This is a genomic window from Ruegeria sp. B1 (assembly GCF_056535885.1).
The window spans coordinates 1,284,526-1,307,802 of record NZ_JBQFJA010000001.1 but is presented as its reverse complement, the minus strand read 5'-3'; the positions used below and the strand labels follow the sequence as shown (position 1 = coordinate 1,307,802).

Here is a 23,277-nt window from a genome sequence, read left to right as displayed (position 1 = left end):
CCAATGATCCTTCATGAACTTATCGATTATACAACATTGCGGATCATCTGGTGGGTGTTGCTGGGTGTCCTCCTGATCGGTTTCGCGCTGACCGACGGGTTTGATATGGGCGTCGGCGCGTTGCTGCCCTTCGTCGCCGAAACTGACGTTGAGCGGCGCGTGGTCATCAACACCGTAGGCCCGGTTTGGGAGGGCAATCAGGTTTGGTTCATTCTTGGAGGCGGTGCGATCTTCGCTGCATGGCCACCGCTTTATGCGGTCAGTTTTTCGGGTTTCTATCTGGCCATGTTTGTCGTGCTCGCGGCCTTCATTGTCCGGCCCGTCGCGTTCAAATATCGTTCAAAGCGTGACAGCGCGACGTGGCGAAACGGCTGGGATTGGGCCCTCTTCGCGGGTGGAGCCGTCCCTGCCCTGTTGTTTGGCGTGGCGGTCGGCAATGTGCTTCTGGGTGTGCCATTCCACCTGAATGACATGCTGATGCCGCGCTATGATGGCAGCTTCCTGATCAAGTTCATTGGCCTCTTGCGTCCATTTGCCTTGCTTGCCGGCGTGGTGTCGTTCGCCATGCTGATGATGCACGGCGCGGCGTGGCTCAGCCTCAAGACCGAGGGACCGGTGGCACATCGCGCGCGCCGCATTGGTGCGGTTGCCGGGACCGTCGCCATTGGTGGTTATGCCTTGGCCGGTCTCTGGTTGGCCATTGGGATTGATGGCTTTGCTCTGGTCGGTGAGGTGGTCACCGATGGCCCGTCAAACCCGCTTTACTCAGACGTGACCCGTGACGGATCATGGCTGGCGGCTTACGCGCAGCGGCCCTGGATCATCGCCGCCCCGGTCATAGGGTTTGTTGGTATGGCACTGGCCTTGCGCGGGCTGATTGATGGCAAGGAAGTCTCGACACTGCTGTGGTCCAAACTCGGGATCACCGGCGTGATTTCTTCGGTCGGCCTGACAATGTTCCCGTTCATCCTGCCCTCGACCGTAGATCCCAACAGTTCCCTGACCGTTTGGGATGCGTCGTCGTCGCATCAGACGCTGTTCATCATGCTGGTTTGCACCGTGATCTTCATGCCGCTGATCCTGGCCTACACCGCATGGGTCTACAAAGTGCTGTGGGGCAAGGTCACCGAGGCCGATGTCACCGGCAATTCAGACACTGTCTACTGAGAAAGGAGGCGACATATGTGGTATTTCGCCTGGCTGCTTGGGCTTCCGCTCGCCGCGGTTTTTGCCGTTATGAACGCCATGTGGCTGGAGATTCAGCGCGACCGGAAACTGGCGGAAGACAATCATGAACCATCGCCAACAGACGTTGGCACGTAGGGAGAAAGGAAGGCATTGCCGGACACCGGCAATCCGACCGAAGGAGGACGTATGGATAGAAGACAATTCCTGGCAGCCGCCATTGCAAGCGGTAGTGCTGCCACCTTTATGCCGAAGGGAGGCGCGGCAGATGTTAAACCCATCCAGACATCGGCCAAGATCATCATCATCGGGGCGGGTGCGGCGGGAACCTCTCTGGCCAACCGGCTTGTGCGACGTCTCGACGGGGCACAGATCACGATCATCGATCCTCGGCCCAATCATCTGTATCAGCCCGGCCTTACGCTGGTCGCTGCGGGTTTGAAGCCTGCCGATTACGTGGTCTCGAACAATGCCGACTGGTTGCCGGACGGTGTGTCCGTTGTTGCGGAAAAAGTTGTGGCGGTCGACGCCGAAAGTAAGACCGTGTCCACGGAGACGGGCCAACAGCTGATCTATGATTGGCTTGTCGTGGCACCGGGTCTGATTCTGGATCACGGTGCCATCGAAGGCTTCAGCCTCGATATGGTGGGTGAGAACGGGATCGGGGCGCTCTATGCCGGCCCGGAATATGCTGCGCGGACCTGGGCGGCGGCCAGCCGTTTCACCGAGGAAGGTGGCACCGGGCTTTTCACGCGTCCTGAAACCGAGATGAAGTGCGCCGGTGCCCCTCTCAAGCACACGTTCCTGATCGACGACATTGCACGTCGGGCAGGAAACTCCGGAAAGACAAACATCGTCTATGCCGCACCGCAATCGTCGCTTTTCAGCGTGCCGATTGTCCACGAAAAGGTGCGGATGCTGTTTGAGGATCGTGGTTTTGACACGATGATGTCCCGTGTCTTGGCCCCCTAAAACTGTGCCACAGTTGGCTTAGTTTTGGAGACGGGATTGATGGCGCGGAAACGGTATTCGGACGAAGATATTCTGCGGCTTTTGCGCGAGATTGAGCTGGGCCTGGCATCTGGTTCGGATGTCGCGACGGCGTGCAGAACGGCTGGTGTCAGTGATGCGACCTATTACACATGGCGCAAGCGGTTTGGTGGGATGGGACGATCTGAGATGGCCAATCTGAAGGCGCTGCAGAAAGAGAATGATCGGCTCAAGAAAATCGTGGCTGAGCTTGAACTGGACAAACTCATTCTCAAGGAGAGCCTTGATTATCTAAAGCCAAAGGCCTGACGGCAGACCAGCTTCGTCAGGCCGTGGTCCACACCCGACAAAAGCTGGCAACCTCTGAACGGCGCACCTGTCGCGTGATTGGATTGGCGCGGAGCACGCTGCAATACCGCGCAGCGCCAAAGGATGATGAGGCGTTACGTCTGGCGATGATCCGATTGGCCAAACGGTATGGGCGCTACGGCTACCGCAAGGTCGCCGAGCTGCTGCGTGTCGAAGGCTGGGCAGTCAATCATAAAAGATCGAACGACTATGGCGCGAAGAAGGCTTGCAGCTCCCACAACGGCACAAGAAACGCAAACGGCTGTACCACAAGGACAGCTCGATCATCCGGCTCCGACCGCAACATCCCAATCACATCTGGAGCATTGACTTTGTCCACGACAAGCTGAGCAACGGACAGAGCTACAAGATGCTGACGGTGCTGGATGAGTATACCCGTGAGGCGCTCTGCGTAGCGGTCAAGCCGAAGATGAACAGCGCAGACGTGCTGGATGCGCTCTACCCACTCTTATTGCGGCACGGGAAGCCCGAACACATCCGTTCCGACAACGGCGCGGAGTTCATCGCAACGGCCCTGCAGACCTGGTTAAGAAAGGTGGGCATTAAGCCGATCCAAATCTACCCGGGATCACCTTGGGAGAATGGATACAACGAGCGCTTCAATGGCACTCTGCGCCGGGAAGTCCTCAACGCAGAATGGTTCCACACCACCAAACAGGCTCAGATCGTCATCAATACCTGGCTTAGACAGTACAATCGTGTCAGACCCCATCAGGCTCTAAACATGCGACCGCCCGTTCCAGAAACCTTGCTCAAAACTGGCCCATAGAATTGGGGCTGGACAACCGGATAATACAAAAAACGTGTCCCTACAAATTCGCTGAGACGACAAAGATACGAAGGATCGGGAACACCCCGTTTGTACGCGGCTCGGCTTTGATTTCGATCACTGCCTCCGTTCAACAACCTAAGAAAGGTTTCCCGTTTTGCTTTTTAAAACACTCGTAACCGCTGCGATGCTTGCATCGACAACAATCAGCACAGCGCTGTCCGATGAATATGTCGGCGTGCAACGCCATGTCTTCTCCAGTGCTCACATCATCCACAATCTTGACCCTCAACTGGCGAACATCCTGACTGGCGTCGCAGGTAGTGCTGATCGAATGCTGATGGTCAAGATATGGTATCCCGCCGAACGTGGCGACGTCAGCATGCCGCCACACCACTATGGCTTTCATACTGAAGACATGGATTTCGCGCTCGATCCGGACGTCTCTGACGAAATGCTGCAGGTTTTGCGCAAAAGCCTCAGGGAAAGCAGATCCGTGATGGATGTGCCCCCCGCTGAAACGGCACCCTTGCCCGTCATCCTGTATTCGCACGGTAGCGGCGGTGCAGTGGAAGCAAACGATGCCTATTTCGAGTATCTGGTGAGCCGTGGCTATATCGTGGTATCGATTGGGCACACCTATGATGCGAGCCTAGTGACGCTCAACGATGGAGCCATTGCGTACCAGAGCGCTGAGCTGCTGGACTACGCGGATCTGGCACTTCCGGCCGACGATCAGAATCCCGACCTTGTTTTTACGGACGAAAAGGCTGTTGTCCTGTCGAGAATCCCGATTGGAACGACGCCGCCCCAGAACCTTCTGTCCTCCTATCACTACTTCCTTACAGAGGTTCTGTTCGGATCACGCAACACTATGGAACTCAGGGTTCAAGATATGCAATTCGTGTTGTCCCAGATTGAAGCACTGAACAGTGGCCGGATTCCAAGTGATCTGACTGGATTGTTTGATCTCACGCGCGTTGGGGCCGTCGGTTACTCCTTTGGGGGTGCATCGGCACGTCATTTCTGCGATCGAGAGGTACGTTGCAAAGTATCAATCAACATCGACGGCACTGATCATTCGCGTCAAGATGAAGCAATCCGAAACCCGCATTTGCGATTCATGCATGACCCGGATGGCTATGTCGCTGCCGTGCTTCGCGCTTCCCCCTCGGCCGATCTTGATCCGGAGACGCTGAGGGCCTGGCTCGAACAACGGTTCATTGTTGAAACGCACGCGCTCATCAGCCGGGCGGAAAACGATCTGACCGTCCTCACGCTGGACGACAGCTCGCATGAGGATTTAACCTTGGGCTGGGTAGACCTGCATGACTTCGGTCATGGCAAAGCGATTTGGCACGCCGCGCTGAAAGATACGTCAGCGGCCTTCCTGGACGCTCATCTTCGACCCGATGTGCCGATTTCACAGAACCGAACCCTCTGCGCACGGGTGAAGGCGCACGACGTCATCTCGCTCGACTATTCCAACACATGTGACTGACACAGGCGTGGGCCGCGCGGCTGCTGGGTGCACAGCACCCCTTAGCTGAAGAAATGATCGCCCCAACCGGCTTGGACAGTTTCTGTCCTGGTTCGACTGCGGACGCGACATGAACCGGCGCGGCGGCCCGCTCTCTCCAAAATCACACCTCTTTTCGGAGACTTGAATATTGCAAATTCTCAGAACCCTTATCGCTTCAATCGGAAGCGTCCTTGTTGCTGCCGTGCCTGCCGCTGCGGAAGGCAGGTGGAGCATAGGAGCTTTTGCTGGCGTCCAATCTGACTACTATGTTGGGAGCGACAGCTGGGACGACGCCTTTGGCGGTCTTCTCGCCTACGATACTGCGAAACTCCACATCGGTTTTGACGGTATATCATACAGGTTTTTGGCTCGGTCGGATGTGACTCTTGGTGTCGCACTGGGGGTGCGCGCAGATCCCGATTTTCCTGATGGAGCGCTTTTTGACGGTCTGGAGCGCGACTCTGCGATCGAAGCGGGGCTGTTTGCCCGATACGAAATCGGGACACAAGCGTACATCGCGGGCAGCCTCATGCAAGATGTATCGTCTGCCCATCATGGCTTTGAGGCCGATCTATCTGTCGGGACCGAACACGCGTTGGGGATGGTCAACCTGGATCTTTCCCTGGGCGGCAAGTTCCGTGACGGCGATCTCAATCAATATCTGGTTGGTGTATCGAGCGGCGAGGCGAATGGTCGGCGTGCCGCTTATACACCCGGCGCGTCGGTCATCCCCTATATCGAGGTGACGTCCAGCGTTCCGCTGTCAGACAACATCACATTCGTCGGCGCGGTCAGCTATCAGCATCTTGGATCGGCTTACGAGGACAGCCCGTTGGTCGATCACTCAAACACCGGTAGCTTGGACCTCGGTCTGGTCTACCAGTTCTAGCGAGGGGCGACAGCCGGGGGCGGCGTAAAACGAGCGTCAGCTGGGCTGTTTCGCAGCGTTGAGAAGGGTTTTGCAACCTTAACTGTGGGGCTGCCAAGGAGTGCTGATGCTCTGGCCTCAGGCTGCTTGAGTGGCCGCATTCCAGACGTCAAATGCTTCAAGGAGGTGAGATCGGGTTGTTAATGCCGAGTGACAACTTGCGGGGAAACAGAAACAATTTCGGGCGGCTGAGTGGATCGCCACGAACCTCTGCCGTCCTCCTAGAGATCGATGGCATTGCATCATCTGTTCCCGTTTGTGAGATGGGAGATTGCTGGTCTCTGCTCGATTGTTCACACCCTTGTCGGAGCAATGATCCAAACTTGGTGCAACAGCCGTTTTGCCGCCCGTTTGTCCCGTTTCGGCTGGAAGATTCAGTCCAGATCGACGCCACGCTGATCGACAGGGCGCGGACCCTGCCCTCGATATCGACGACTACGTGGCTATACAAGACGTCTTTGTTTTCTGTGATGCCAAATTGGTTGTCAGTTCCAGAGGGCTCTCGCGAGTGGCGGATCGTGTTGACCGCATGCTCGGCAGAGTGTTCGGACAGGTAGCGATCAGTTTCGGTGATGGTGAAATTGTCGAGCGTGACCTCAATCCCGCCGGTAAGCACAGTTCCGGCCCAAAGATTGGCGGCAGGCGATGTCGTAATACGCATAATCATTATCTCAAGATGCCTCCGTCACCTCGGGAAGAGTGTAACTGCGGTCGAGAACGGCTTGTCCGGGCCGGTAGATGCGCATCAGGAAGTTCCAGCCATCTGATATATCAACACGGTTCGGTTGGTCACCGCACATATCTTCTGAGCCGTAATGCACCGTGAAGGTGCTATTTTCGTTCAACACTACATTTCGGTCGTTGACGATGTTGGTGTCGCTGTCCATAAACCCGTCCGCGCCGTACACGGTGATTGACCAAAACGCATCGTTGGGTGGTACGTCATAGGTACCCGTGTAGCAGGTATCGGCCGAAGGTGGGCCGGAGTAGTTGATGTAAACCGCGTCCCGTTCGGGGAAAAGACCCCAGGCCCCGGCAACTGCCAAATGCCGGGTCTCTTCATTCACGTCACCGCGTGGCCCCATCCAATCAGACTCATACTGAGCGAATTTTTGAAACTCCTGCTCATACTCAGCCCGAAGCGCGAGCATGCTGTTCGCGTCCCACTGGGGCTCTGGAAACAGGTCATGACTTGACGCTTCGATCACAAACGCGTTCTGCATCTCATTCACAAGCGCCACATCCGCCGCGTCGCTTGGGTCCATAATCTGGATGCGCATGATGAGCGAGACATATTTCGTATCGCCCGGAACGTTGTAGGTGCCGGGTTCGTAAAATACGACCGGCGCGTAGTGATCGTTGTCGATGACAAGGATCGAGAAGTAGCGGTCGTCCGGAAACTCCGGGATCGTGATTGTAGCCCCGCCTTCAGTATCCACCACCGCCCCGGCATACAGCGTGTCGCGGTTCATTCGGACGACGGCTTGAGCATCAAGTGGTGTTGGTTTTCGAATGTAGTAAAAGCGGTTTACGTCGCTTCCCGCATTCATTTGAAATTGGGCGAAAGTCAGGTCCACTTCGGCGCGGATGTATGTGTCGGGAGTGACAATTTCCTGGGCAAAGGCAGTAGACGAAAAGGCTAGCGCGCCTATGTTTGTCAAAGCAAATTTCATGATTAGAACCCTCGGCGATTTTGGACAAAAGTCGGTGGGCTTAACTGGTCACAATAATTGCAGACCTCCTACCAAAGTAAAGTATCAGCTCGTCTCTTCCATGAAAGACAGCTCCCCCCTCGAACGACCGGTTTCAGCTCCCCCTCGAACGACCGGTTTCAGCTCCCGATAAAAAAGAGCAACCTACGCAGGTGCAGTGTTTTTCGCGCTGCAAGCGCAAAAAGCAAGTTTCAATACTTCCGTTGAGGGCTTGCCTGTCGCCTGTTCTTGCGATTGTCTGAATGGGCTGACCAATCAAAAGGCCGGGCTTTCATGAAACTGGAATTTCACCATATCAACTTTGTCTCTGAAGATGTCGATCGGATGCACCGGTTTTACACGCAGGTGCTGGGGCTGGCTGATATACCGATAGAGAACTTCCCGCGGTCAGATGAGACTGACGATAGCGGCTACAGCGGCAAAATCCGGTTCGCGACCGATGGCGAAATGCAAATGCACCTGGCTGAAAAGAACCTCGCCGTCGCGTTCAAAAACGGAGCAGCTATCAACCCCGTTGAACGTGGCCATATCGCATTTCGCACCGATGACATCGAGGCGTTCAAAACGCTACTGGATGACAACGGAATTCCTTACTCGGACTATGGCACCGCCTTTGCAAAAGAGTGGCACCAGGTTTTCTTTCACGACCCAGAAGGAAACATTGTCGAGGTCCATCAGGCGATTTGATCTGCATAGGAGTGACTTATTGAAACAAGCCGCACTGGTCGTCGATGTTCAGCCCAACTTTGACCCGCCGCGTTGGTTGGTAGAGCGTTGCCAGGTGCTCGCCTCCGACTTGCCTTCCATCGCAACGGTGATCCACCATGATGAGACAAAAGTACCTTTCTTACAGCAGCTTGGGTGGAAGCCAGATCTGGACAAGACCAGCCTCGTCCAAACAGATCGAACCGTTCTGAAACATGGATATGGTCCGCCTTCGGAGGTGGTAGAGCAGTTCAAAAGCTGGAAGGTAGAGCGTGTATTGGTCTGTGGCATCCAGGCGGATACCTGCGTCCTGGCAGCAGGGTTTGCACTCTTTGATGCGGGACTTCATCCGACCATCGTGGCTGACGCCGTTATTGGTTCATCACTGGACCGTAGCGGCCAGCTTGGGGTCGACTTATGGCGCCATCACTTTGGGAATGTCATTAAGAATCATTTAGATATCATTTAATCCCGCACCCAAGTTGACCTATGGTAATCCTTTGGAATACCAATATAAATCACGCGTTTTTCACGCGAAAAACAACCTCTTCAGCGAAGACCAAAAAAGCGCTAGCCTTCTTAAGACGTTTAAATCAATTCTAAAGCGCCCAAATAGCCACCAGCCCTTTAACTCTAACCGGACCTGCGAGAGAGCACGTTTCACCCGTCAGGCCCCTATTTGAACAGGATGGTCCCCATGAATTTTGTTCTGCGCGGCAGCCTGGTTGCGCAAATCATCATTGGCCTCGTCGCTGGTGCTCTTCTCGCTACTCTATGGCCTGCTGCTGGTTCAGCCGTCGGCCTGCTTGGCGACTTCTTCGTTGACGCATTGAAAGCCGTTGCGCCCGTTCTGGTGCTGATCCTGGTTTGCGCCGCAATCACAAACCACAAAAAGGGCAGCCAGGCGCGCATGGGCCCCGTAGTCCTATTGTACATACTCGGAACCTTCGCAGCTGCACTGGTTGCCGTTGCGGCCAGCTACATGTTTCCGATCACATTGCATCTGACAGGCACGCCCGAGCTTTTGGATGCCCCGGATGGCCTAGCTGAGGTGGTTAAGAACATCCTGCTGAAAATCGTAGACAACCCGGTGAATGCGCTGGCAACCGCGAATTACATCGGCATTCTCGCCTGGGCCGTTGGTCTTGGGCTGGTGTTCCGCCACGCGAGCGACTCGACCAAGACCCTGATGTCGGATCTGGACGGTGCCATCACCAAGATCGTTGCTGCGATCATCCGGGTCGCCCCAATTGGTATCTTCGGTATCGTGGCCTCGACGATTGCAGAGACCGGTTTTGGAACGCTTGCAAGCTATGGCCAGCTGCTGGCGTTGTTGATCGGTTGTATGGTTTTTATGGCGCTCGTTGTGAACCCGCTGATCGTGTTCCTGCGCATTCGCAAGAATCCCTACCCGTTGGTCTTCACTTGCCTGAAAGAATCCGGGATTACCGCGTTTTTCATGCGCAGCTCTGCCGCCAATATTCCGGTGAACATGGAGCTTTGCCGCCGCATGAGTTTGGATGAAGAGACGTATTCGGTCACGATCCCAATCGGTGCGACGATCAACATGGCCGGTGCTGCCATAACCATCACGGTCATGACACTGACGACCGTTCACACAATGGGCATTCAGGTCGATTTCCTCTCGGCCCTGTTTCTGAGCATCATTGCCGCGATTGCTGCAACGGGGGCATCGGGTGTGGCGGGCGGGTCGCTGTTGCTGATCCCAATGGCCGCCAGCTTGTTTGGCATCGACAACGCAACCGCTATGCAGGTTGTTAGCATCGGCTTCATCATCGGCGTACTGCAAGATTCTGCGGAAACCGGTTTGAACTCTTCGACAGACGTTCTGTTCACTGCGGCGGGGTCATATAAGCAAGGCGATCCCTACCCCCGCAAACTGCCAGTGACGCAAGTCGCCGCTTAGGCACTGCGTAAAACACCTCCTACAAGCGCTGGCGTTGGTCGGTGGTTCAACTCACAATGAGTCCGGATTGCATGAGTTCGGCCAACCTCTGATTTGCGGACGCGGCGAGTGGCAGGTTCGACGGAAAGCGTCGCAGTGTCAGCAACTGTCAGCTAACGGGCGTCAAGGGCCGTCCGAGAAGACGGCCCTTTTGCGTTAGACTTCAATAGGTTGCGCGATGGCAAATGCGTGCTAAAGTTCAACGCCAAGATATTGCACCATGACGGAATCGAATTGGCGCACATGACCGCACGGGTCAATTCACATCTGGATCCTGTCTATTTCGACAATTCGTGGAACTGGCCAGCTACCTTCAATTTGATCGCCAGATTAAATCGGCACGTTCAGAACTTTGCACCAAAGCCCGACAAAACAATTGCGCAAAGGCGCAACTTGTCCATCAAAGCTTTCGACACATCCTGCTTAAGCCTATCCGAGAGCTTTTTGAATGAAACCAATTCCAGAACAGGCTGCATCGTCAATCTGGCGAAACGTTTCCGACACAAACGCCTTGGCTAGGTATGCGGTTGCATTTTCGGTCAAAGAGCGAAACACCCGGTCTTACTAATCCTGCGGATACAGATGGAGACAATCGGATGACTTCGATCGAAGCGCTTCAGTTCGCAAGCGATATGTTCCTAATGGGGATGTCGGCGATCTGTGCCATTCAGATGTTTCAGCGTCGTGAGGATAAGATTATTTACCTACCGCTGGGGCTTTTTTTTGTCGCTCAAGTCTTGGCCATTTTGCCAATGCTGTTGGAGCAGGTGTTTACTGACCCTGAACCGAGCCTGACTGTCCGACTGGTGATCGCGATGTCGCTGCCTGTTTTGACCACTATGGCGCCCCTGTTTTGGCTTTACGTTCGGATGCTGACCTCAGAGACCCGCAACTTCCCGCCACGGCGGGCTCTCTGGCATATTCTGCCCATCTGCGTGGCGATGGTTGCCAGCGTTGCGTATCTGCTCTTGCCGTCTGCGACAATTGCGGCGTTGGAGCGGGGCGAGGTGGTCGAAACTACGCTTCTCACCTGGGTTACGATCTTTGCCAATGTGGCGGCCCTTGTTTTATATCTACAGGTTTTGGTCTACTTGCTATGGACGTTGCGCATTCTCTACATCTACAGCAGCCGGCTCAAGGATCTGTTCGCCAGCACTGAAAGTCGCGAACTACACTGGATTTGGTGGATTGCCATAGCGGGGGCTGTCTATTGGGTATCGCATATTGCTCAATTGCTGGACCTACCGATGATCGCTGGTATGTCACCTGCCATCGACCTCGTTCTGAGTTTTGCCGACGTCGCCTTGATCGGCGTCGTGGCGATCTGGGGGATGCGCCAGCGACCGGGTTTGTCAGTGTCAGAAACTGAGCGTCTGGCAAAGTCACAGAAGGCGATGCCAAAATACAGTCGATCCGCGCTCACCGATGCAGATATGAGCAGGATCGCATCCAAGATTGGTTCAGCCATGCAGCGGGACCACCTCTATAGTGACCCCAACCTGTCCTTGTGGGATTTGGCCAATCATATCGGCGTCAGCACCAATTATGTCTCGCAGACGTTGAACTTCAAGATACAGCGCAAGTTCTTCGACTATGTGAATAGCTTCCGGATTCGTCGCGCGGTCAGGGCGCTTCTCGACAGCGACGCAACTATTCTATCGATTGCCTTTGACGTCGGTTTTAACTCCCGCTCGTCTTTCTATCGCGCTTTTCGACAGGAGTTGGGCATGACCCCGCTGGAACTGCGGCGGAAATGGAAGCAAGAACAGGTCAGTCTGGCACCTTCCAAACACAGCTTCATCGAGCAGCTTGTGTGGCCCGCCGCTGACTGAGATGGAGTATCCCGCGCGGGCCGCTTCAAGCGCGCGGGCTAAGAACTTCATCGCGGCGGCTTTATTCCGGCACTCGGACAACATGAAATCCAAGGTCTTGCCGTGTTTGTCGATCGCTCGGTAGAGCTAAACCCATTTGCCTTTGACCCGCGCATAGGTCTCATCCATGCGCCTTGAACGGTCGGGGGGACGCTTCTTTGATTGCGCGCGAGTCGCGGCGATCAGCGAGTATTTCACAACCCACCTAATCAATGTGGCGTGGTCAACTCGCACACCGCGCTCAGCCATGATCTCTTCCAAGTCACGATAAGAAACCGTGTACCGCAGGTAGAAGTACACAGCGCGCAAAACTTTATCCTTGGGGAAATGAAAGCCCTTTAACGAGATCATGCTCAAATAACCTGTTCCAAAATTATTCGACCAGTAAAAACCTCAGATCACGCATGCTCGTCAGCTAGACCCCAGAGTTTGCGACAAATCCCGCTGGATTTCTACGTCGCACGCCACAATCACGATTCGAGCCAGGTGGATCGGGTGATCGAATGGCTGTCGAATAACTGAGTTGTATCTGTAGTCTTCTTCCAGAGGACGGATAGGTACGGTGGTGAAATCGACTTTGATACTCGGACTTGCGCAAGGTTGACGCACGTCACCCAAAACGCGTTAATCCATATTGTATTGGACAGGGTAACTTATTTGATGACGAGTGATTCCGTTTTCATTTCTTATGCGAGGCGCCATCAGGCCGACGTAAAAGATCTTATATCCTACCTGGAAGATGTCGGACTGAATGTTTGGTATGATGGCCGGATCAGAACCGGGGACTTCCGCGACTGGATTGCCGATGGGATTCGGCGTTCGCGTGCGATGATCGTTTTACTGACCGAAGAAAGCGTGGGACCGAAGTCTTCGGGCTGGATCGAAAAAGAAATCGATATGGCGCGCGACAGCGGGCTGAAGAATCTGATTCTTCCCTGTTACATTGGTGATTTTGTGGCGCCCCCTGATCTGGTCGAAAAGATCACCTTCTTGCAATCGGTGTCCTGCCCGTCGATTTCTGAACTGCATAAGAACATCGAATTCCGGCAGCATGTGCAATTCCTGAAAGATCTGATTGACGGCAAAGCCGGCCTCAACGTCCAGGGCTTTGCCGCAACGGACGCGGTGACCCCTGCGGGCTGGTTTGCTTCTGATCCGCCGCCCTCGACCTCTTCGATCAGCCTGGCGCTGGCCACGATGCTGCTGGAATATCAGTCCGCCGATCTTGTCATTGAGGCCGCGCGCGAGATCGAAGCCAGCATCGAATCCCGGCTCGGGGAAAAAACCGAAGAAGAACGGGCACAGGAACCCCGCGCGCTGTCGATGACCACGGCGAGCGAACGGTTCGCGCTTATCCGAGCTGAGCGCGTGACATTGCCCGATCCGGGTGGAATGGCCCAGCCGACCGTTTTGCGGTTCAAAGACCGCAACTGGCGCGGCGCGTTGCTGCGCCACGTTTGGGACGAGATGGACCAAGTGCGCGAGGTTTTCTTTGACTGGATGGCGGAACGGCTGCAACAAGAGCGCCGCGATGTGCTGGATCAGGCCATCGTGCGTACGTTGGGTAGCCTGTCGCAGCACGACCTGCACAGTTTGCGCCATAGGCTTCTGAATGCCTGGCTTTTGCCGAATGAAACATTGCGGCCTGTTTTTCTGGCGGCTGACATCATCGCAAGCGCAGTGGAAAACGAAGCCAATCTGCACCAAGTCCGCGAGATGCTTATGCCATTGGCCGAGCCGCAACGCGGCTCGAAGGCGGTTCGCTTGTATTGCAAATTTCTGGCGACAGTCATTGCCTTGGGGCGGCTGGCACTGCGCCGTCCCGACCTCTCGATTGAAGTCATGAAAAAGATCGGGCGCGAGCTGTTTGTCGATCCCACGTTGCGGCAAGCTGCACGTCGCAGCCCGGCGCTTTATGGCCAGAAGGAAACCGAAAGCTCCGAGGAACTGTCCGAGCTCACCCTGACGATTTCAGATGAAGAACCGCCAACGCCGGAACCCGATGGTCCAGACAATTGCAAAGACCAGACCACCCTGCCTGACCTGACCGATGAGGGCGAAGTGGCTGGATCGCGCGCGGTTCCAGCCGCGATGTTCCTGGCCGCTCTGGCCGACTGGGCTGATCAAGCGGCGCCGGACACGGAGGCGGTGCTGGAACGCCAAACCCCGATTGCGGCGCTGATGTTTGCGTTCCTCGGCATGCCGCTGCTGAGCACCGAAGACAGTACCCGCTTGACCCTGCAAGATCTCACGGCCGAGATTGCCGGGCATGATCGGGACGTTGTACGCCGGATCGTGGCTGGGTTTGTTCGGGCCGGGGTAGCTAAGAGGCGGTTGGGTTATCTGCCGCGCCGCGAAATGCAACTTGTCTTCAAATCCTTCGCCCATGAACGTGCCGCCCTTCTGAAGAAAGGCGAACCACTGCCCGACCCGGACCCCTATCTGGCGTTTGCCGGTCTGGTTTACGCCGCGCTGGCTGAACGGGATACGGACAGGGCAGGGATGGTTTTGGATGGCAGTGATCGCTGGACCAGCGACGAGGACAAGTTAGCCGTTCAATCCGGTGGGCCGCTAAATCACGAGTTTAACGAGGAAAATACATGAAACTGATTGAGGATTTCGACAGCTTCGGCGCATTGGACAAAGCGCGACGCCATTGGCTCACCTTTGGCAAGACACGCAAAAACCAGATCGTGTCTTTGGGTCACCCCGCCCGGCTGACGCTTGGAGAGAGGTTATTGGGAAAATACGCGCGTTTTTATCAGGTGCACACGGGCTGGACCCGGGACAGTACACAATTCGACGCCATTTCATCGGTCGGCGAAATGAAGTTTCACGTCACGCTGGACGTCACTTATCGAATTGACCAGGGAAAAATGGAGGATGCGATTCTGGACGGGATTGACATCGAAGAGACGCTCATGCGCCCTCTGGCAAAGGCCGTTGGCAAACAAGCCAAGCGATTTGGGCCTGAAGAATACAAAATGTTCGAAGATGAATGTGAAGCTCAACTCAAAGTCGAGGCATCCTCGATTGCGCGGGTGAGTCTGTTTGAAGTCAATACTGTCGACGTCATCGTCAAGCGCGACGAAAATGTCGCCGACCCGGATGAAATCAACATGATCGTCAACACAGTGCGGGCGCGGCTGGTCAAGGCGACGCATGACGGGGACGAGGCGAAAGCGGCCAGCCTGAACGCCACGCTGGGCGTCATTCGCGGGTTGCAAAAGGACAAGCATGGCGAAACGCTGGATGTGGCCGAGCGCGCCAAAGATGTGCAGCGGGCCATCAACGAGTTGATGGACCTTGACCTGCCCAGCGATCATCCGACCATTCAAAGCCTGCGCGGCCAGCAAATCAATCTGGTGAAGCAGGCCGAGAGCAATTACTCTGGCAACCTGGAGACCATCGAAGAAGAGAAACAAGCAAAACTGTCCGACAAGTCCGATCCGCCTGCGGATATGGACTGAGGCAGAGGTCGAACATGCTGCGTTTTCTGGTTCCAGACAGTCTGGAGAGGCTATTCTTTAACCTGGCACGCCAGACCCCGACTGAATTCAACTGGTTGGCGTTTGTGGCTCTGTTGTCTGGGTTTTTGGTTCTTCTGGCGTTTGTGCTGCGCTACCTGCTTCTTAGAGTGGACGCGGAATTGGCGGTTGCGGCCCGTCTCAGGAAACAGGCGCCGCAATCCTATGTTTTCGCAATCGGCCGCATCGCTGTTGCGCTGCCATGGATCGCGCTGGGTCTCGCCTTGATGATGATTAGCGCCGAGGGCGTATTTGCCATGGATCGGTTTGGAGTCTTTTCGGGTTCTGCAACGGCGCTTGACCTAATCAGAGGCTTTGCGGATTACCTGTGGCGGTGAAATTTTTGAGAATGTTTCCAGAATTGTTGACGTAACGTCAGAGTTTAGCAACACTATCTCTATTAGCTTTGGGGGATTCTGGTGTTGAAGTTTTTTTTGAGTGCGGCGGTTGTAACCGTCATTTCGACAAGTGCGTTTGCTGATGATTGTAGCCAGAACACGTTGGCGGAAATCAGAACACTAAATGACAAGATAACCGAATATGACCGAACGCTGCGCAAACTGATTGCGCGGGCGGAAGGGCAGGATTTTCGCGTCTTCGATCTTGCTGACGACGTTCAGTCCACAATACCGCCCCGCCCGGAGCCACCGGTGCTGGCAGCTAGCGAGATCGACACGACCCAGGTCGAATGTGACGCTGATGGCATGGCCATCGATTTGCTGACCCTGGTCGCCGGACAGCTTGATCAGGATGAAACAAATCTAACCGCCTATGAAGGCTTGATTGCAGCGCGCGAAGACGTCTTGGCCTCGACCGAAAACGCAACAGAAGACAGCGCGCCCGAAGATACCGCTGAAACCGATCCGTCACAAACCCAGCCAGCCCCGGCCGAGCCCCCGCAGGGCGAAAGCGGTGACGATACAGATGCGCCGGATGTCGCGGAAGACTCTGATCCCAACGCAACGGTCGACACGTCAGAAGACAGCACCGAAGCGGCAACCGTCCGGGCTCCGATGGAAGACGCCGAAAATCCCGCGCTGTTCCGACGGGTGATCTCTCTACCGGACGCCGATCTACGCGACGCGCCAACGTCCGAGGCCGAAGGCACAGTTTTGCCGACCTTTTCGGTCCTCTACGTCTATGATGTAAATTCCGCCGGCGGCACCGACTGGCTGCAAGTGGGCGATCAGCTGCGCAATGGTCCGATCGGCTGGATCAAGGCCGAAGCGTCTCTGCCGTGGTCGTCCATGCTGGTGATGCAGTTTACGCCGCGCGGCCAACGTGAGCGTGTGCTGTTCTTCAAGGATGACACACCGCTGTCCGACATCGTGAACTCTCCGTTTTTCGCAAACGAAGCGCGCGACATCTATGCTGAGATCGAAAGCGAAAAGGATCGTTTGGCAGCTGATCCCGACGGCACACCGACATGGAATCCCAATCTGGTGGCAATCGAACCGGAAACCGCGGTGACGTTTTCAAATGAACCGTATCTTTTGCCGATTCTTGATTGGCGGCAGGACTTGTTTGACGGTCTGACCGAGACCACCCTGTTGCAGGTCGCGGCCATCCCCGCTGAAGCTGAAAGTGTCGGAGAAACGGATTCCGACAGCTTTTCCGTGGATGCGGGTGAAGCCGCCGCGAAAGATGGCGAATTTCGGGTTGGTGTAGTGTTCGTGATGGACACTACGATCTCAATGGCTCCGTTCATTGACCGGACCAAACAGGTCGTGAACGAGTTTTACGACGCGTTCGGGACGTTCGAAACATCGGCCTTCGTGTCGTTTGGATTCGTTGGATTTCGGGACAACGCAGATGGTGATTCCTCGGGCGTTGAATATGTCACTCAGGTTTTCCAGCCGCTTGATCCCGATGCGCCGTCGCGGCAGGCTCTGGCCAATCTGAACAGAATTCAGGAGGCGTCGGCCCCGACACTTGAATTCAAGGAAGACGCCTATGCTGGTCTGACCGATGCCATCGAGGAATTGGATTGGTCTCCCTACGATGCGCGGATCGTCATTTTGGTGACCGACGCTTCGGCTCGCAGCGGTGACGATCCGCTGATTCGCGATGCCGGCACTACGGCGGAAACTGTGGCCGCCAATGCACGGGCTGGAAACATTGCGATCATTCCAATCCATTTGTTGACCCCGGCCAATACCGAGCTTGGCGACGTATCCGTTGCCGAGACCCAGTACAGGGTTCTGGGCGAAACGGGCGATCTGGGGTTAGAAAAGTACCTGGCCCTGGACGCAACCTCGGACGAGGCGTTTCTGAACCAGCTGCAACCGATGGCCCGCAGCGTTGCCCGGGCGGTGCTAACCGTGAACAGCGGCGAACTTCTGGATCAGGTTGAGTTTGAGCCTGTGCCCGACATGTCGGATGCAGACTCTGACAGCCCAAGCCTCGCGCAGATCGTCACCAATGAGATCTTCCGCGCGCAGCTTGAAAGCCTCGCGGAGGTCGGAGGCGGAGATGCACCGGCTTTTCTGGCCGGTTGGGCGTCTGACCGGGATATGATCGACCCTGCCCGTGTCACATTGGAGGTGAGTGTTTTTCTGACCCGTAACCAATTGTCGACGCTGGACAAGCAGTTGGATGCCATCGTCGGCGCCTTCCGCTCGGGCGGGGATGATCCACAGGCCTTTTTTAACAACCTGCAAGTGCTGGCTGCTGAAATGTCGACTGACCCGGACGCCGTGCGTGCCGATGACCGACTTGCGGTGCAGACGCTGATGCCGACCTTCCTGCAAAATCTGCCTTACAAGAGTGAGGTTTTGAGGCTGGACCGCGACTACTGGTCTTCACTGTCCAATTCATTGCGCGAGGAGTTCATTGAGAACATCGAGGCCAAGCAGAAAATCTATCGCGACACGTTCGATCAGACCAACCTATGGAATGATTTCGGGTCGGATGATCCGGGACTCGAAGCCACCCTGATCCTGCTGAAACATCTGCCGTAAGGACGATCCGATGCAGGCAGCGCTCCGTCTAACCAATCTGGTTGTGACGCGCGCCCAATCCGAAACTGGGCGCCGCTACACTTTGCACGTGCCTAAGTTCGAAGCGGCGCAGATGGACAGAATCGGACTGATTGGCGAGAGCGGAAGCGGCAAGTCCACCTTCCTCGAAATCCTCGGATTGCTCGCCTGGCCCGATGCGTTGGACAGTTATCAGATCGCACCGGACGGTGACGGTCGGATGATGGAGTTGGCGCCGTCATTGCTGGCCGGAGATACTGAAACGCTTACAAAAATCCGCGCACGTCTGATCGGCTTTGTCCTGCAGGACGGAGGGTTGATTCCCTATCTCAGCGTTGCCGAAAACGCCGAACTCGCAGCACGGCTGTCGACGGGTTTGAGCGCCGGTGCGCACAAGCGAATTCAGGAATTGGCGCATGATATGGGTATTCTGGACTATCTGTCCCGCCTGCCCGCCCAATTGTCTGGCGGACAACGCCAACGGGCAGCGGTGCTTCGGGCTCTGGCGCCTGGGGTAGCGCTTTTGCTGGGCGACGAACCAACGGCCTCACTGGACTCAGCAACCGCTGACGAAGTCATGCGGACACTGGTGAACAGTGCCAAGCAGAGCAATGCCACCCTGATCCTGGCCAGCCATGACACCGACCTTTTGCAGCGCCACGGGTTCCGCATCTGCGAGGTGAAGGCGACAGGTGACGTGAACGACCGGCAGGCGACATTGTCTCTGTCCGCCAGGGTGGAAGAAATGGCATGATCCAACCCTTGCGTCTGAATGTTGTATTCCAATTGGCCTGGCGCGATCTGGCCCATGGCTGGCAATCCTCGGCCTGTCTTGTGGTTGCCGTGGCCGTGGCGCTGATTCCGCTGCTGTTATTGTACGGCCTGAAATTCGGCGTGGTGAATTCTCTGATCGACACCCTCAGGTCGGACCCTCGCATCCTCGAATTGAAATTGATCGAGGATACTGAGCTTGATCAGCCCTGGTTCGACGCGCTGTCCGAGGACCCGAGGGTGGGCTTTTTGCTTCCTCGATCGCGATACCTGGCGACCTCCGTCCGTCTGCGTGGGCCGGAAAGCCGCTCGATCCTTGAGCCGCGCATGATCCCGACGGCACCCGGAGACCCGTTGCTGGACGGCCTGACGCCACCGCAAAGCTGGTCTGAGACGGTGATCACCGAACGGGTCCGGATCGAAAGCGGAGCAGATATCGGCGATCAGGTGGAACTGATTATCATGCGGATCGTCGGTGAAGAGAGGCAGGCGGTCCGGCACGATGTGACTGTTACCGATGTACTGCCGCGCGATCTGTTGCAGACGAACGACATTTTTGTCGAGCGGGGCCTTGAGGCTGCCGTCGAGCGCTACCGCGAGGGTTTTGCCGTCGAGGAATTGGGCTGGCCTGCCGCCGATGAAGCCCGCGCAACGGATGCGGAAAACCGCAGTTTTGCCAGCTTTAGACTCTATGCACGGGATATCCGCGATGTTCCGGGACTGCGTGATACGCTTCTCGCCGAAGGTCATGACGTCGAAACCCGCGCAGAAGAGATCGAAACAACCCTGGCCATCGAACAGGGGCTCGGCTGGGTGTTTCTGGTGATCTGCACCTTGTCCGCCGCCGGATTTCTTCTGACCCTCGGTCTGCATTTGGCCGCGACTGTTGTGGAAAAGGCTCGCGAGCTGTCTCTGCTGCGCTTACTGGGCATGTCCGGGGCCGAACTTTCCACGCTGCCTTCGTTGCAGGGGGCCATGATCGGGCTTTGCGGTGGCTTTATCGCAAGCCTCTTGACCGGCATCGCACAACCCATCGTTAACCACTCGCTTCAGGGGCTGGCCGGGTTGCAAGGTCAGGTGAGTCAACTGACGTTGGGCCACTTTTTATTTGCCATGGTGGCATCTGGCATGGCTGGAGCTGCGTCTGGCTCGGTTGCAGGGTATCGGGCCGCAAAACTGGAACCTACGCGGGGTTTGAGACATGACTAAACGGCTCATCTCTATGACTGTCGCCCTGATTTTTGCAGCTGCGATGGCTGCCGCACAGGATGAAGCTGCTCCGGCCAACACACCCTGGTGCCAGATCGACGATCCGGCAACCTGGCGTTTAAACAGGCAGGCGCTGATTGATCAGGGCGTTCGCGATCTGAGCAATGTTGCCTGTGCGGACAAGGTTGCCGGTGCTACAATCCCGGTCGAACTGACACTGCCACTACCGTGTCGCCGTGCTATGATGTTCAGACGCATCGACGTGCCCGTTTCGCACATGTTTGATCAGGTTCTGGGCAATTTTGGACGATCTGTCGATATTGCGGCAGAGACACCGCAAACAGTATTGTCCAACGGGGCGTGGCAATCCCCGGTAGCGGGCACGTTTACGGTGACCGACAGCGGCAAGAACGGTCTGACGGATGATCTCGGCGACCTCACGGCGCGGGCTTACTACATCGGCAAATACGAACTCACGGTTCCGCAGTGGACAGCTTATGAAATGGGATTGTTCGACCTGCCGGCGTCAGAGACCGAAGCTCCGGATGCCCCCGCATGCAGTGAATTCAATGCCTCTTTGGCGCAAGCAAACTTGCGCAGCATACCTGCTGCCGGTGGATTGTCCTGGTATGACGGGGTTGATTTCAGCAGGGTGTATTCAGACTGGTTGATCCGTCGCGACGTGGCCCGGATCGAGGCGGGTGAACTGCCCGACCTGCCATGGGAGCAGGGCGCAACGGGATATATTCGTCTGCCGTTGGAAAGCGAATGGGAATTTGCAGCACGCGGTGGGGCCTCTTTTGTGACCCCGCAGGAACGCAGTTCGCGCCTGCCGTCTGCGTTGGACCCGTCAACCGGTCAAATCGTGCCGGGTCGGCTGGAAGATATCTGTGCCGAAACCCCTCGGCAGGAAGGCGTGTTTCTGGGCGGTGTTGGACTGAAAATGCCCAACGTGCTGGGTCTTTATGACATGGTTTGCAATGCCGAGGAAATCGTTCTGGACCTGTTCCGCCCAACACGTCCCGATGGTCGGTCCGGTCAAATCGGAGGGGTCACAACCAAGGGCGGGACCTCGTACCGGGCCCGCAACAACAACACTGTCGGTTGGCGAAACGAAACCGCCGCGCTATTCACGCTCGATGGGCCGGGTTCAAACGAGACGATGAGCACCCGCATGGCGATCTCGGCGCCAGTTTTTGCCGGGCGTCGCGATGCTGGCGGCGACTATGTCGAAGGAATGAATAACGTTCCGCTGCAAAAGGCGCTGATGACCGGTCGGCGCGAGCTTCTGGATGCGGGGGTCGGATTACCCACAGGAGAAAGCGACGACTTGCAGGCGCAGGTCAATCAGCTAAGCCGATCACTGTCGGAAGGCCAGCTGACCCAGGCAGAACTCGAGGCCCAGGCCGGCGCCCTTCAGATTGAGCTGGACCGGCTTCAGGTCGTGCTGCGGGATCAGGCGACCGAGGCGACACGTCTGTCGATCCGGTCCGGGATTGTGACCGGCAACCTGATCGACCGCGTTGGCCGGAACATGTTCGCGGCCATGAACGGCGTGCAGGAATTGCAGGGTTTGGGAACCTTGTCGGCGGCCCAGACCGAAAGGCTGAACCGGTTGCAAGCCACGATCGTGAACAACAATGATCGGATTGATGCCTCATTTGATCTGTATTTACAGGTTCACACGGAACTTGCCGAAAGAGACCAGGCCTTCGTGAACAGGCAAATCCGAGAGGCCAGGCGGGGTCTAAGCGGCGCCAGCGTCGATGTCTTCGGCGAGGATCTTCAACGATTTGAAAAGCATCACCGGGAAATCAACCAAGCCCGGGGCCGGATCACGGAAGAGATACGCGCCCGCTGGCTGCAGGAGTTGGATACCGTGCGCGAATTGCGCCGCCAGCGTTTCCCGGATCAACACCGTTAGAAATTGACCAAACAAGGAAAAGAGGGAGAAGGACATTGCTTTTTCATGGTTTTATTAAGAAGCCGCTGCGCGGCGCAGGCGTGATCGCTTTGACAGGCGCAATGGCGCTTCAGGGCTGCAGCGAGACGATTACATTGACCGAAGCTGCAAATGACCCGTCGGATACGTGTAACGGATTCCGTCAGACAATTGTCGCGGCCAGAAAGACAGAGATTAACCAGCAGATCGCAGGGGCCGCCGCCGGAGCCGTCGTCGGTGCCTTGTTAGGGGCCGCACTAGCCAGCGACTCCGGACAAGGTGCGCTGATTGGTGCATTGGGCGGAGGCCTGACCGGGCTTGGTGCAACCTATTACAAACAAAAGGCCGCCAATGCCTCGGATGCAAATGCGCTGTTGCGGTCGGTTAACTCGGATGCGGCAAAGGAACGCCAACTGGTCACCCAAACCGGGCGCGCTGCACAGTCTTTGCGCAATTGCCGCAACGGTCAACTTACAGCATTGGAACGGCAGATCCGGTCCAAATCCATTACTTCAGATCAGGCCCGCGCACAGCTGAAACAGATCAAGCGCAAAGTGGCCGAAGATAACCGGATTGTGTCTGCCGCATTCAACGGCATCGGCCAGCGCGTGGACGCCTATGTCGACGCCAGCGCTGCAGCTGCGCAGGTCGACCGGGCTGCGATTTCAGCGTCTCGCGCCCCAAGCTCGTCTGCCAATGTCAGCAGCGCACGTGCCTCGACCCGTAGCGTAAATGCGGTCGTCCAGGACCAGAACCGGGCGGTCAATTCGGACAATCAGGCCCGTCAACAGATCGACAACCGCATCGAAGCGCTTGAGATTCTGGTAGGCTAG

Annotated in this window: 19 protein-coding genes and 2 pseudogenes; 18 read left to right on the top strand and 3 right to left on the bottom strand. The window is 56.3% G+C overall.

What is annotated here, in order from left to right:
• Positions 1-3 precede the first annotated feature (3 nt).
• The 6 genes and pseudogenes from cydB to ACR3ES_RS06315 all read left to right on the top strand — a co-directional run bounded on the left by cydB (position 4) and on the right by ACR3ES_RS06315 (position 5,724).
• Positions 4-1,167, top strand: coding sequence for a cytochrome d ubiquinol oxidase subunit II (gene cydB, locus ACR3ES_RS06340; RefSeq protein ID WP_170436404.1), 1,164 nt, complete (start codon positions 4-6; stop codon positions 1,165-1,167).
• Positions 1,168-1,182: 15 nt separating this feature from the next.
• Positions 1,183-1,323 (top strand): cytochrome bd-I oxidase subunit CydX, encoded by a 141-nt coding sequence (cydX, locus tag ACR3ES_RS06335; RefSeq protein WP_170436407.1) that lies wholly within the window; start codon positions 1,183-1,185, stop codon positions 1,321-1,323.
• Positions 1,324-1,374: 51 nt separating this feature from the next.
• On the top strand, positions 1,375-2,157 hold the full coding sequence (locus ACR3ES_RS06330) for an NAD(P)/FAD-dependent oxidoreductase (protein WP_480425043.1): 783 nt from the start codon (positions 1,375-1,377) through the stop codon (positions 2,155-2,157).
• Between the two features lie 39 nt (positions 2,158-2,196).
• Positions 2,197-3,313 (top strand): annotated as a pseudogene (locus ACR3ES_RS06325) (IS3 family transposase).
• Positions 3,314-3,500: 187 nt separating this feature from the next.
• Complete coding sequence (locus ACR3ES_RS06320) at positions 3,501-4,814, top strand: alpha/beta hydrolase family protein (RefSeq protein WP_170436425.1); 1,314 nt, start codon at positions 3,501-3,503, stop codon at positions 4,812-4,814.
• Positions 4,815-4,983: 169 nt separating this feature from the next.
• Complete coding sequence (locus tag ACR3ES_RS06315; protein ID WP_170436428.1) at positions 4,984-5,724, top strand: MipA/OmpV family protein; 741 nt, start codon at positions 4,984-4,986, stop codon at positions 5,722-5,724.
• A gap of 157 nt (positions 5,725-5,881) precedes the next feature.
• On the opposite strand, the gene ACR3ES_RS06310 is transcribed toward ACR3ES_RS06315, so the two are convergent.
• Together ACR3ES_RS06310 and ACR3ES_RS06305 are read right to left on the bottom strand one after the other, a co-directional pair.
• A complete protein-coding gene (locus ACR3ES_RS06310; protein ID WP_170436432.1) occupies positions 5,882-6,424 on the bottom strand; it encodes a hypothetical protein in 543 nt (180 codons plus the stop codon).
• Between the two features lie 10 nt (positions 6,425-6,434).
• Positions 6,435-7,436, bottom strand: a complete 1,002-nt coding sequence (locus ACR3ES_RS06305; protein WP_170436435.1) for a DUF1254 domain-containing protein — start codon at positions 7,434-7,436, stop codon at positions 6,435-6,437.
• 312 nt (positions 7,437-7,748) lie between these two features.
• On the opposite strand from ACR3ES_RS06305, the gene ACR3ES_RS06300 reads away from it, so the two are divergent.
• From ACR3ES_RS06300 to ACR3ES_RS06285, 4 genes are all read left to right on the top strand, one after another.
• Positions 7,749-8,162: a VOC family protein gene (locus ACR3ES_RS06300; RefSeq protein WP_170436438.1), complete on the top strand. Its 414-nt coding sequence runs from the start codon at positions 7,749-7,751 to the stop codon at positions 8,160-8,162.
• Positions 8,163-8,181: 19 nt separating this feature from the next.
• Complete coding sequence (locus ACR3ES_RS06295) at positions 8,182-8,649, top strand: isochorismatase family protein (RefSeq protein ID WP_170436440.1); 468 nt, start codon at positions 8,182-8,184, stop codon at positions 8,647-8,649.
• A 228-nt stretch (positions 8,650-8,877) separates the two neighbouring features.
• Positions 8,878-10,107, top strand: coding sequence for a serine/threonine transporter SstT (sstT, locus tag ACR3ES_RS06290; RefSeq protein WP_170436443.1), 1,230 nt, complete (start codon positions 8,878-8,880; stop codon positions 10,105-10,107).
• A 635-nt stretch (positions 10,108-10,742) separates the two neighbouring features.
• Positions 10,743-11,978, top strand: a complete 1,236-nt coding sequence (locus tag ACR3ES_RS06285; RefSeq protein WP_170436447.1) for a helix-turn-helix transcriptional regulator — start codon at positions 10,743-10,745, stop codon at positions 11,976-11,978.
• 24 nt (positions 11,979-12,002) lie between these two features.
• Here the strand turns inward: ACR3ES_RS06285 and ACR3ES_RS06280 are convergent.
• A pseudogene (locus tag ACR3ES_RS06280) lies at positions 12,003-12,368 on the bottom strand (IS6 family transposase); the annotation flags it as partial.
• A gap of 309 nt (positions 12,369-12,677) precedes the next feature.
• On the opposite strand from ACR3ES_RS06280, the gene ACR3ES_RS06275 reads away from it, so the two are divergent.
• From ACR3ES_RS06275 to ACR3ES_RS06240, 8 genes are all read left to right on the top strand, one after another.
• The gene (locus ACR3ES_RS06275; protein WP_170436450.1) at positions 12,678-14,621 is read left to right on the top strand and encodes a toll/interleukin-1 receptor domain-containing protein; all 1,944 of its coding nucleotides are present in this window, start codon (positions 12,678-12,680) and stop codon (positions 14,619-14,621) included.
• Entirely contained in the window at positions 14,618-15,487 is an 870-nt protein-coding gene (locus ACR3ES_RS06270; protein WP_170436453.1) for a hypothetical protein, read from the top strand. The genes ACR3ES_RS06275 and ACR3ES_RS06270 overlap by 4 nt, the downstream gene beginning before the upstream one ends.
• Before the next feature lie 14 nt (positions 15,488-15,501).
• Positions 15,502-15,882 (top strand): hypothetical protein, encoded by a 381-nt coding sequence (locus ACR3ES_RS06265; protein ID WP_170436456.1) that lies wholly within the window; start codon positions 15,502-15,504, stop codon positions 15,880-15,882.
• Positions 15,883-15,963: 81 nt separating this feature from the next.
• Positions 15,964-18,504 (top strand): vWA domain-containing protein, encoded by a 2,541-nt coding sequence (locus tag ACR3ES_RS06260; RefSeq protein WP_480425040.1) that lies wholly within the window; start codon positions 15,964-15,966, stop codon positions 18,502-18,504.
• Between the two features lie 10 nt (positions 18,505-18,514).
• Positions 18,515-19,276: an ATP-binding cassette domain-containing protein gene (locus ACR3ES_RS06255; RefSeq protein ID WP_170436462.1), complete on the top strand. Its 762-nt coding sequence runs from the start codon at positions 18,515-18,517 to the stop codon at positions 19,274-19,276.
• On the top strand, positions 19,273-20,502 hold the full coding sequence (locus ACR3ES_RS06250) for an ABC transporter permease (protein ID WP_170436465.1): 1,230 nt from the start codon (positions 19,273-19,275) through the stop codon (positions 20,500-20,502). The genes ACR3ES_RS06255 and ACR3ES_RS06250 overlap by 4 nt, the downstream gene beginning before the upstream one ends.
• Entirely contained in the window at positions 20,495-22,426 is a 1,932-nt protein-coding gene (locus ACR3ES_RS06245) for an SUMF1/EgtB/PvdO family nonheme iron enzyme (protein WP_170436468.1), read from the top strand. Before ACR3ES_RS06250 ends, ACR3ES_RS06245 begins: the two co-directional genes overlap by 8 nt.
• A 35-nt stretch (positions 22,427-22,461) precedes the next feature.
• Positions 22,462-23,277, top strand: a complete 816-nt coding sequence (locus tag ACR3ES_RS06240) for a hypothetical protein (RefSeq protein ID WP_170436471.1) — start codon at positions 22,462-22,464, stop codon at positions 23,275-23,277.